Here is a 10,321-nt window from a genome sequence, read left to right on the forward strand (position 1 = left end):
TCGTGATCCTGATTTTGAGTAAATGAAAAAGCAAATACACAACTTAAAAATACTAGAAAGCAGAAGAAAGTATTTGCGATCTCATTTAACTCCGGCAGAAGCTTTTCTTTGGAAACATTTGCAACGGTCACAACTGAGAGGTAGAAAGTTTAGAAGGCAACACAGCATCACCTATTTTATAGTTGATTTTTACTGCCCTGCCGAAAAATTAATTATTGAACTCGACGGTCAATATCATCTTAATCCGGATGTAGCAGAATACGATTCTTACAGAACTGAAAAGTTAGAAGAACTCGGGTTTACAGTTATTCGGTTTGAAAATAAAATGGTATTTGACTTTTTACCAAGCGTATTGAAAGAAATTGAAGATAATTTTAAACTTAAATAGCTCCCCTCCTTTCAAAGGAGGGGAATGAATTTACCGAAGGTAAAGAAGGGGGTGGTATAATAACCCTTCCGTCTTTTGCTAACGCAAAATCCACCTTCCCTTAAAAGGGAAGGAGCTTTTTTAACCATGATAAAAAAACAATTACATACCCTGGCAAAGTCTTGGTTCAAATCTCAGGGATGGAAACCTTTTGCTTTTCAGGAAAAGACATGGCAGGCTTTTCTGGATGGCAAAAATGGCTTATTGAATGCACCTACCGGAAGTGGTAAAACCTATGCCCTTTGGGTTGCCTTTGTATTGGATTACATCAAAAAAAATCCGGATTATAAAACTAAGCACAAGCCGGGATTAAAAGCAATCTGGATTACACCACTGCGTGCACTTTCGGTAGAAATTGCGCAAGCATCACAGCGTTTTTCAGATGGTCTGGAAACCCAACTAACTGTTGGTATTCGCACCGGAGACACGTCGCAGTCTGAACGGGCAAAGCAAAAACGCAAGATGCCAGATTTGCTTATCACCACGCCTGAAAGCCTTCAGTTATTACTGACTTCTAAAGGTTACAATAACGTTTTTAAGAATTGTGCTTCGATTGTAATTGATGAATGGCATGAACTTTTGGGCAGCAAACGCGGCGTTCAAACCGAGCTGGCTCTGTCCCGACTTCAAACAATCGCTCCTAAACTGCGCATTTGGGGTATTTCAGCTACTATAGGTAATCTCAATCAGGCGCGTGAAGTGCTTTTAGGGCCAGAATCTACTGCGTTTAAAAACTCCATTTTAGTCAAGGCCAATCTGGGTAAAACCTATAAAGTAGAAAGCATCATCCCCGAAACAATGGAGAAATTTCCGTGGCGGGGTCATATGGGCTTACATTTACTGGAAGAAGTGGTTCCCATTATCAACAACAGCAAAACCACATTGTTATTTACCAATACACGAGCGCAGTGCGAATTGTGGTTTCAGAAAATGATGTACAAGCACCCCGAGTTTGCTGGCGAAATGGCGATGCACCACGGAAGCATCAATAAAGAAACCCGACTCTGGGTAGAGCAAGCGATCCGTAATGAGAGTCTTAAAGCCGTTATCTGCACTTCAAGTCTGGATCTAGGTGTTGATTTTGCTCCGGTAGAAAGCATTATACAGATTGGTGGTCCTAAAGGCGTTGCGCGCTTTTTACAACGCGCCGGGCGTAGTGGTCACCAGCCCGGAAAAGAAAGCGTAATTTATTTTTTACCCACACACGCCATCGAACTCATCGAAGCTTCAGCTTTAGGAAAAGCCGCCATCAATCAGGTTGTAGAAGACCGTATTCCCTATTTATTGAGTTTTGATGTGTTGATTCAATACTTGACCACATTAGCGGTTTCAGACGGTTTTTATCCTTCGGAAATCTGGCAGGAAATCAAGCAGACTTTTTGTTTTCAGGGAATGACTGAAGACCAGTGGCGCTGGATTTTAAATTTCATCACTAAAGGAAGTCAGTCCCTTGATGCGTACGACGAGTATAAAAAAATTGAAATTGAAGAGGACGGAAAATTCAAGGTCAACAGCCGTTCTGTTGCGATGCGGCATCGACTTCAAATTGGCACCATTGTAAGCGACGCGATGCTTCAGGTGAAATACCTCAAAGGAGGATTTATTGGTACGGTTGAAGAATGGTTTATTTCTAAACTTTCTCCCGGTGATGTATTTACCTTTGCCGGTAAAAACCTCGAACTCTACCGCATCAAGGGCATGCAGGTTCTGGTCAAAAAAGCAAAAACAAAAAAGCAAGCCCGTGTAGTAAGCTGGATGGGTGGTCGACTTACCCTTTCTGCACAAATGAGTGAATTGTTACGCGAGGAATTATATTCTGCTAATTTACCTTTTGAAGAACAAACTAGGGAATTACAGGCGCTAGCCGGAATTTTTGAGCGTCAGCGTGCAGAATCTATCGTTCCCAATAACGACCAGTTTTTAATTGAAACTTTTAAAAGTCGGGAGGGTTACCATCATATTTTTTACCCGTTCGAAGGGCGTTTTGTACACGAAGCGTTGGGCAGTCTTCTCGCCTATCGCATCAGTTTACTTTCGCCTATAACCTTCAGTATTGCGTTTAACGATTACGGTTTTGAAATACTTTCTGATCAGAAAATCGATATGCAACAGGTCTTGGATAACGACTTATTCACTTCGGCCTATTTATTTGAAGATTTGCAACAAAGCCTCAACAGTACTGAAATGGCACGTCGCAAATTCCGGGATATTGCTGTAATCAGCGGTATGGTTTTTACGGGTTTCCCCGGAAAATTTGTAAAAAACAAACATCTGCAAAGCAGCAGTCAGTTGTTGTTTGAAGTTTTTCGTGATTATGAACCAGAAAATTTACTGTTTCAGCAAGCCTATCGGGAAACTTTTGAACATCAGCTTGAAGAAGGACGTTTACGCATTGCTTTAGAGCGTATCGAAAAACAGGAAATCATTGTCAAAAATTGTGAAAAAGCAACTCCTTTTTCGTTCCCGATTATTACGGATAGACTTCGGGAGAAACTGAGTAGTGAAAAGCTGGAAGATCGTATCAAAAATATGTTGAAGTATCTCGATAAAATTTAATCTTCAATCAAAAGTGCTTCCGCAATACCACCTTTCAGACTATACATTTTCTTTTCTGAAAATCGATTTTGGAGCTGATCAACAGCTTTGGCACTTCGCTTTCCGGATGCGCAATAAAAAACCACCGTATCAAATTCAACAATCTGATTCGGGTTCCTGAGCAATTGATCTAAAGGAATATGCAACCCGCCAATACTTGATGCTTCGCGCTCCGGTTTACTTCTAACATCAATCAACGTATACACCCTTTTATTTTCTTTAAAATCCCTATAATCAATCTCGTTAGCAGAATGTATTGAACAGCTTAAATCCAATTCAATCAACTCTGAGATTTCAATAGCTTCATTCTTACTAAAAGGAAGCAATGTTTGAGAAGCTTCAAGACTGTTGTAAATCAAAAGTTTACCGGAAAGCACTTTACCTAAATCCAAGATAATTTTAATCACTTCATTTGCCTGAAACATTCCAATAATTCCAGGCAAAATACCCAAAACTCCCACTTCACTGCAAGTAGGCATATCTGATTCAGCAACGGGCTCTGGATACAAACAGCGATAGGTCTGTCCGTTTTTATAATTGAATACCGACACCTGTCCCTCAAATTTAAAAATAGAGCCGAAAACCAGAGGTTTCCCAGTCAAAACAGCAGCATCATTAGCCAAATATTTGGTGCTAAAACTATCGCTTCCTTCTACGATAACATCATATTTTACAAACAAATCAAGAGCATTAGCAGCCGATAAACGCTCATAATAGATTTGAATTTTTATGGAAGAATTTAAAGCATTCAAAACTTCTTGAGCAGCTTCAACTTTGTACATTCCGACGTGAGATTCCTTAAACAATATCTGTCGTTGCAAATTGCTCAAAGCAACCGTATCGTCATCTATTATGCCTAACTCTCCAATTCCGGCAGCCGCTAAATACTGAAGGATGGGACATCCCAAACCACCGCAACCAACAACCAAAACACGTGCTTTTTTTAGCTTTTGCTGGCCTTCAACACCTACTTCACCAAGTAAGGTATGCCGCGAGTAACGCTCTTTTTCTGTAGTTGTAAACATCGCTTACCAATTTTGATCCCAATCTTTCCAGATCGGTTCCAGATTGCTTTCTTGTAGCATACGCGCAATTGTTTCTGTACTGCGCTCATCAGAAATCTCAAATTGCTCCAGAGATTGTGGTTCTACGACATATCCACCGGGATTGGTCTTTGATTCTGCACTCATCGATGTGATTCCCAAATGCACAATATGATTTCTAAAATTTTCTTCTTCACGTGTAGAAATAGATAGTTCTACATCTTCATCGAGCATACGATAGGCGCAAATAAGCTGTAATAGATCTGCATCTTCCATCGCCACTTTGGGTTCTAGCCCACCGCTAAAAGGTCTCAATCGAGGAAACGAGATAGAGTATTTGGTTTTCCAATAGGCTTTTTGAAGGTATTTTAAATGCAAAGCCGTAAAAAAACTATCTACCCGCCAATCTTCTAAACCAAATAAGGCTCCAATCCCTATTTTGTGGATTCCGGCTTTACCAAGGCGATCTGGAGTCTCAAGACGGTAGTCAAAATTTGATTTTTTACCCTTAGGATGATGCGTTTTGTAAGTTGCTTCATGATAAGTTTCCTGATAGACCAGAACCGCATACAGCCCTTCTTTGATCAAAAGCTCATATTCATTCTGGTCCAAAGGCTGTACTTCAATAGAAATGTTTGCAAAATGAGGTTTCAATAACCGGATTGCATTGATAAAATAATCTACTCCAACGGTTTTATTAGCTTCTCCTGTTACCAGTAAAATATGCTGAAAGCCTTTATCTTTTAAAAACTGCGCTTCCTTTAAAATTTCAGCATCAGTAAGCGTTCTTCGCGGAATTTTATTGGTTAAACTGAAACCACAATAGGTACAGATATTTTGGCACTCATTACTCAAATACATCGGCGCAAACATCTGCATGGTATTCCCAAAACGCTTTTTTGTAATTGCTTTACTTTTTGCTGCCATCTGCTCCAAATACGGTTTAGCAGCAGGAGAAATCAAGGCTTTAAAATCTTCAAGCGTGGGTTTAGGGCTATTAAGTGCGTGCTGTACCTCCCGTTTTGTTTTTGAAAAAATAGAATCGAGTACCTCTTCCCAATTGTAGCTATTTAAATGTGTTTTAAAATTAGTCATACAAAAATTGAGTTAAGGGACTGCTGGCTTGGGCTTGAGTGGCTTGTGGGGCGAAACGTGCTTCAAAAGCCATGCGCCCGGCTTCAACAGCAAGTTTAAAAGCTTTTGCAATGGCAACGGGGTTTGGCGAAACGGCAATCGCTGTATTTACCAAAACAGCATCAGCTCCTAGCTCCATTGCATCTGCAGCATGTGAAGGCCTGCCTATACCGGCATCTACAATTACAGGCACATTACTTTGCTCTATAATTATCTCTAAAAAATCACGTGTTTTTAGTCCGTTATTACTACCAATAGTCGAACCCAAAGGCATAACACATTGCGCTCCTACTTCTTCTAACCGCTTGCAGAGTACAGGATCTGCCTGAACATAAGGCATAATCACAAAACCAAGCTTTACTAATTCTTCACAAGCTTTTAAAGTCTCTACAGGATCGGGTAGTAAATATTTAGGGTCAGGATGAATCTCTACTTTTACCCAATTAGTTTCTAAAGCTTCACGCGCCATTTGCGCAGCAAAAACCGCTTCTTTTGCAGTACGCACTCCAGAAGTATTAGGGAGTAAACTCAGGCTGCTTTGTGCCAAACTAGTCAACATCGCATCATCTTGATTACCAACTTCGACACGCTTTAAAGCAACAGTCACCAGTTCACTTTCTGAAGCGAGAATGGCATCCCGCATTGTTTCAGAGTTACTGAATTTACCCGTACCGGTAAACAACCTTGACTTGAAGGTTTTATCAGCTATTTTTAATTGTTCCATTTCAATATTTTTTAATTAGACCAAAGCGTGTTGACCTTTTCGATAATTTTTTTTTGTTCTAAAGATTGCGTCAACAACCCCGAAACAGCGACACCATACAATCCGGTTTCTTGTAAAGGCTGAAAATCTGCTTCGGTAACGCCACCTATCGCAATAATGGGTGTATTCATTTTTAGTTTAGAAAATTTCTGGATCAGATCTGTGTATCCTTCAAACCCTAAAATCGGACTCAGTTTTTTTTTAGTCAAAGTAAACCGTAACGGCCCCATACCTAAATAGTCTACCCCGTTTTTTATGTGATTCAGGCCTTGCTCAAACGTGTTGGCTGTCCCTCCAATTATTTTATTTGACCCCAGAATTTCACGCGCCTGAGCCGTAGACATATCTTCTTGCCCTAAATGCACGCCGGAAGCATCTACCTCTTGTACTACACTAACATTGTCGTTTATGATAAGCGTTGCGTGGTAAGAATTGCATAAGATTTTTGCCTGATGAGCTGTGGCTAACAAATCTTCATACCTTGTATCTTTCATTCTTAATTGCACCCAAGAGCATCCTGCTTGCAACACTCGTTCAATATTTTCTAAATGAGCCTTTTGATCTATTCCCTGAGAAATATAATGCAGGTGAGCTATCTCCTTATTCTCAAGAACTTGTTGACTTATAGCTTTTTTCATATGCGTTTTTAATTTTTAAAAAGGAATCCAAAGGATTTGCAGCCAGCCAAACAGCTCCTAAAACTGCAATTGCATTGAAACCTTTTTGTTTTACCCGATTTATATTTTCTGAAGTCATACCGCCCAGTGCAACCACTTTTTCATCAAAATCAGATAATTCAAAAGATTTTCCGGCATATCCTTTCTTCGAAATAGACGTAAACACCGGACTCAAAAAACTATAATCATAAAGAGCGCTCTGTTCTCTCAGGGTTTCTAAATCATGAAAACCGGTACTTATTTTTAAACCGCTCTTTTGTAGCTCTAGCAGATGCTCTTTAAAAAAAGCTTCCTCTGATTTTCGGTCTTTTTCCTTAAAATGAACTCCTAAACAGTTGAAATCAACCGCCAGATCATGATGCTGATGTAACATCATTTTTTGGCGGTAAGCAGTATCAAATTTTTCAAGCCACTCCTGCATTTGCTTTCTGGAAGCCTGAGGTTTCCGAACGTGCAAAAAATCCAATCCAGAATCTATGATTTGCCTGATTAAAGAGATTTCGTTCTTATGAAAATCTTCTGAAGTGATTACGACAAGCATAAACCGAGTTATTATAAATAAACTTCGCCTCCGTGCTTTTTAAACTGTTCGGACTTTTCTTGCATTCCTTTTTCTATAGCAGCTTCGGTTTCCAGATTGTTTTCTTTGGCATAATTGCGTACATCCTGACTGATTTTCATCGAGCAGAAATTAGGTCCGCACATCGAGCAAAAGTGTGCCAACTTAGCATTCTCTGAAGGCAATGTCTCATCGTGATATTCTCTTGCCGTATCAGGATCAAGCGCCAAATTGAACTGATCTTCCCATCTAAACTCAAACCGGGCTTTACTCATCGCATCATCCCGATGCTGCGCTCCCGGATGTCCTTTAGCGAGATCTGCCGCGTGGGCAGCAATTTTATAGGTGATAACACCCGTTTTTACATCTTGCTTATTGGGTAATCCCAAATGTTCTTTTGGTGTAACGTAGCACAGCATTGCACAACCATACCAGCCAATCATCGCTGCACCAATACCGCTTGTGATGTGATCGTAACCCGGAGCAATATCTGTTGTAAGTGGTCCTAATGTGTAGAACGGTGCTTCGCCACAAACTTCTAATTGCTTCTCCATATTCTCTTTAATCATATGCATCGGGATATGACCGGGACCTTCAATGATACATTGCACATCGTGTTTCCATGCAATTTTTGTGAGTTCGCCTAGTGTTTCCAGTTCGGCAAACTGCGCATAATCGTTAGCGTCTGCAATGCTACCCGGGCGTAAACCGTCTCCCAAAGAAAACGAAACGTCATAGGCTTTCATAAGCTCACAGATATCCTCAAAATGCTCGTAGATAAAGCTTTCTTTATGGTGCGCGAGGCACCATTTTGCCATTATAGATCCGCCCCGAGAGACAATACCAGTAAGACGCTTTGCGGTATGTGGCACATATTTTAAGCGTACTCCGGCATGTATGGTAAAATAGTCAACTCCCTGTTCTGCTTGCTCTATAAGGGTGTCTCTAAAAATTTCCCAGGTCAGCTCTTCGGCTTTGCCATTTACCTTTTCCAGCGCTTGATAAATAGGTACCGTACCGATAGGAACCGGAGAATTGCGCAAAATCCATTCTCTGGTTTCGTGAATATTTTTACCGGTAGAGAGATCCATAATGGTATCTGCACCCCAACGACAGGCCCAAACTGCTTTTTCTACCTCTTCTTCTATTGATGAAGAAACAGCAGAATTCCCAATATTAGCATTAATTTTCACCAGGAAATTTCTCCCAATTATCATAGGCTCAGCTTCCGGATGGTTGATGTTTGCCGGGATAATAGCTCTCCCTTTTGCCACTTCATCCCTTACGAATTCTGGTGTAATAACTTTAGGAATATTCGCGCCAAAACTCTCCCCGGGATGTTGCTCTGTAATGGAATTTACTTCGGCTAATTTTTGATTTTCACGAATGGCTATATACTCCATTTCAGGGGTGATAATTCCCTGACGCGCGTAGTGCATCTGACTTAAATTTTTACCCGGCTTGGCTTTTAATGGATTTGAATTCCGTACAAATCTCAAATGCTCCAGATCTGGATTTTCTTCTCGCTGACGCCCGTAGGAAGAAGAAAGTGCATTAAGTTGCTCGGTGTCTTTTCTAGAAAGAATCCACTCTTTTCTAACTGGGTTCAGTCCTTTTTTTATGTTGATCTCTACATCAGGATCTGTAAAAGGACCGCTGGTATCGTACACCAAAACCGGGTTGTTTTTCTCTACTTTTCCATTGAATTTATCCACGGTATCGGCGAGCTCAATCTGTCGCATAGGAACTTTGAGCTCAGGATAAAGATTGCCGCTTATATAAACCTTTTTTGAATTAGGAAAAGGGTCTCGACTAATACTTTGCTGCTGGGGAATTTTCTCAGATTTCATAACTTTTAGTTTTTTAGATTAATTCATTTTTAAAATAAAAAACTATCCTCCCTGAGTTGCTTGAATAACAAGCACCTGCGCATTCTGCTGTAAGACACAGGTTTCCCAGTCGCATCTTGAGACAATGGCATTATCAACAGCCACAGCAATTCCTTTTTTGGGAAAATTGAGATGTTCTAATGCTGCTTCAAGAGCAATTTCTTTAGGAAATGAATACGGGTGATTGTTGATGTTTACAGTGATCATAAGATAGTTTTTACTGTAAACTGAAGGAGGCTTGAAACCTCGAATCCGCCTTATAAAACTTCCTGAACAGAAATTTTTATAAGATAAAACGATTTTCACTTTTCCCTTCGCTGGTACTAACCAGATCAGGTTCAAAGGGTACTATCTCAGCCGATATTATATATCAGCGCCCCTAAAGTTTACTACGTAAAGCTATAAATAAATAACTGAATTTTAAAAGGCTATCTGTTTAATTTTAAAAATATGTGATCTGTACTTAACAGATTTTAGCCTTTCCTTAAGGACAAAATAACAGGATTCATAAGGCTTTAGTACAAGCTCTTGCTTAACTTGTAAGAAACAAATTGCTAATCTTTCCGTACCGCGGAAAACCAAAAAATAAAGTTATGAAAAGTGTACAGCCCTATTTAACCTTTAGAGGAAATTGTCAAGAAGCCCTTAATTTCTACCAAAACTGTTTTGGTGGTCAAATTAAAAATAAAGACACTTACGAAGGAAAAGACATAGATATTCCCGGTAATTACCGTAATAAGTTACAACACGCAGAATTGAAAGGCAAAGGCATTCATATAATGGCCTATGATGCTGCACCAGACACCCCGCTAACTGAAGGAAATCAAGTGCAACTGAGTGTTGATCTGGAAAGCAAAGAAGAAACCGATGAATTGTTTGAAAAACTGTCTGCCGGCGGGCAAGTAGTAACGCAATTGCAAGAGACTAGCTGGAATGCCTATTACGGTCGTTTACGTGATCAATACGGTGTGACTTGGATGTTGAATTATCAAATGAATTAAGCATTCACAGCAAACCAACCTAAAAAGAGGCCGTCTAAAAACATTTAGGCGGTCTTTTTGGTTTCTGGCTACAGCTACTTTTTTTGGTTTTCTGGATTGGGTAGGATTGTTAATCGTTAAGCGTTAAAAGGTTTTGGCTGCCTTTAGATGACCAAAGCTAGCTTTTTGAGGTTGTGGGCCATAGCAACCAGCCCTATTTCTACATTTACTTTTTCGATTCCTCTTAACGCAAA

The 10,321-nt window shown here is 40.1% G+C and carries 10 protein-coding genes and 1 riboswitch; of the genes, 3 read left to right on the plus strand and 7 right to left on the minus strand.

The features are described 5' to 3' along the window. Positions 1 to 22: 22 nt before the first annotated feature. Both BUB91_RS20050 and BUB91_RS20055 read left to right on the plus strand, forming a co-directional pair. Entirely contained in the window at positions 23 to 388 is a 366-nt protein-coding gene (locus BUB91_RS20050) for an endonuclease domain-containing protein (protein ID WP_073101145.1), read from the plus strand. A 126-nt stretch (positions 389 to 514) separates the two neighbouring features. Next, the gene (locus tag BUB91_RS20055) at positions 515 to 2,983 is read left to right on the plus strand and encodes a ligase-associated DNA damage response DEXH box helicase (RefSeq protein WP_073101147.1); all 2,469 of its coding nucleotides are present in this window, start codon (positions 515 to 517) and stop codon (positions 2,981 to 2,983) included. Here the strand turns inward: BUB91_RS20055 and moeB are convergent. From moeB to thiS, 7 genes are read right to left on the minus strand one after another with little or no spacing between them, the layout of a single operon-like run. Then, positions 2,980 to 4,047 (minus strand): HesA/MoeB/ThiF family protein, encoded by a 1,068-nt coding sequence (moeB, locus tag BUB91_RS20060; protein WP_073101149.1) that lies wholly within the window; start codon positions 4,045 to 4,047, stop codon positions 2,980 to 2,982. The genes BUB91_RS20055 and moeB overlap by 4 nt on opposite strands. 3 nt (positions 4,048 to 4,050) lie before the next feature. After that, on the minus strand, positions 4,051 to 5,160 hold the full coding sequence (thiH, locus tag BUB91_RS20065) for a 2-iminoacetate synthase ThiH (RefSeq protein WP_073101151.1): 1,110 nt from the start codon (positions 5,158 to 5,160) through the stop codon (positions 4,051 to 4,053). Beyond that, positions 5,153 to 5,923: a thiazole synthase gene (locus BUB91_RS20070; RefSeq protein WP_073101153.1), complete on the minus strand. Its 771-nt coding sequence runs from the start codon at positions 5,921 to 5,923 to the stop codon at positions 5,153 to 5,155. Before BUB91_RS20070 ends, thiH begins: the two co-directional genes overlap by 8 nt. 11 nt (positions 5,924 to 5,934) lie before the next feature. Continuing rightward, complete coding sequence (locus BUB91_RS20075) at positions 5,935 to 6,600, minus strand: thiamine phosphate synthase (protein ID WP_073101155.1); 666 nt, start codon at positions 6,598 to 6,600, stop codon at positions 5,935 to 5,937. Beyond that, complete coding sequence (locus tag BUB91_RS20080) at positions 6,569 to 7,180, minus strand: thiamine phosphate synthase (protein ID WP_073101157.1); 612 nt, start codon at positions 7,178 to 7,180, stop codon at positions 6,569 to 6,571. The genes BUB91_RS20075 and BUB91_RS20080 overlap by 32 nt, the downstream gene beginning before the upstream one ends. 11 nt (positions 7,181 to 7,191) lie before the next feature. Next, positions 7,192 to 9,048 (minus strand): phosphomethylpyrimidine synthase ThiC, encoded by a 1,857-nt coding sequence (gene thiC, locus BUB91_RS20085; RefSeq protein ID WP_073101159.1) that lies wholly within the window; start codon positions 9,046 to 9,048, stop codon positions 7,192 to 7,194. Between the two features lie 42 nt (positions 9,049 to 9,090). Then, positions 9,091 to 9,294, minus strand: coding sequence for a sulfur carrier protein ThiS (gene thiS / locus BUB91_RS20090; RefSeq protein ID WP_073101161.1), 204 nt, complete (start codon positions 9,292 to 9,294; stop codon positions 9,091 to 9,093). A gap of 85 nt (positions 9,295 to 9,379) precedes the next feature. Next, positions 9,380 to 9,478, minus strand: a riboswitch (TPP riboswitch). A gap of 202 nt (positions 9,479 to 9,680) precedes the next feature. On the opposite strand from thiS, the gene BUB91_RS20095 reads away from it, so the two are divergent. Next, positions 9,681 to 10,088 carry a VOC family protein gene (locus tag BUB91_RS20095; RefSeq protein ID WP_073101163.1) on the plus strand — a complete coding sequence of 136 codons (408 nt, stop codon included), beginning with the start codon at positions 9,681 to 9,683 and terminating at the stop codon, positions 10,086 to 10,088. The last annotated feature ends 233 nt before the right edge of the window (positions 10,089 to 10,321 follow it).

Source organism: Leeuwenhoekiella marinoflava DSM 3653, from assembly GCF_900129005.1.
Classification (GTDB): domain Bacteria; phylum Bacteroidota; class Bacteroidia; order Flavobacteriales; family Flavobacteriaceae; genus Leeuwenhoekiella; species Leeuwenhoekiella marinoflava.

Bases quoted from the DNA above. Each gene is read 5' to 3' on its own strand.
- BUB91_RS20050 (WP_073101145.1), top strand. From the start codon at position 23: ATGAAAAAGCAAATACACAACTTAAAAATACTAGAAAGCAGAAGAAAG.
- BUB91_RS20055 (WP_073101147.1), top strand. From the start codon at position 515: ATGATAAAAAAACAATTACATACCCTGGCAAAGTCTTGGTTCAAATCT.
- moeB (WP_073101149.1), bottom strand. From the start codon at position 4,047: ATGTTTACAACTACAGAAAAAGAGCGTTACTCGCGGCATACCTTACTT.
- thiH (WP_073101151.1), bottom strand. From the start codon at position 5,160: ATGACTAATTTTAAAACACATTTAAATAGCTACAATTGGGAAGAGGTA.
- BUB91_RS20070 (WP_073101153.1), bottom strand. From the start codon at position 5,923: ATGGAACAATTAAAAATAGCTGATAAAACCTTCAAGTCAAGGTTGTTT.
- BUB91_RS20075 (WP_073101155.1), bottom strand. From the start codon at position 6,600: ATGAAAAAAGCTATAAGTCAACAAGTTCTTGAGAATAAGGAGATAGCT.
- BUB91_RS20080 (WP_073101157.1), bottom strand. From the start codon at position 7,180: ATGCTTGTCGTAATCACTTCAGAAGATTTTCATAAGAACGAAATCTCT.
- thiC (WP_073101159.1), bottom strand. From the start codon at position 9,048: ATGAAATCTGAGAAAATTCCCCAGCAGCAAAGTATTAGTCGAGACCCT.
- thiS (WP_073101161.1), bottom strand. From the start codon at position 9,294: ATGATCACTGTAAACATCAACAATCACCCGTATTCATTTCCTAAAGAA.
- BUB91_RS20095 (WP_073101163.1), top strand. From the start codon at position 9,681: ATGAAAAGTGTACAGCCCTATTTAACCTTTAGAGGAAATTGTCAAGAA.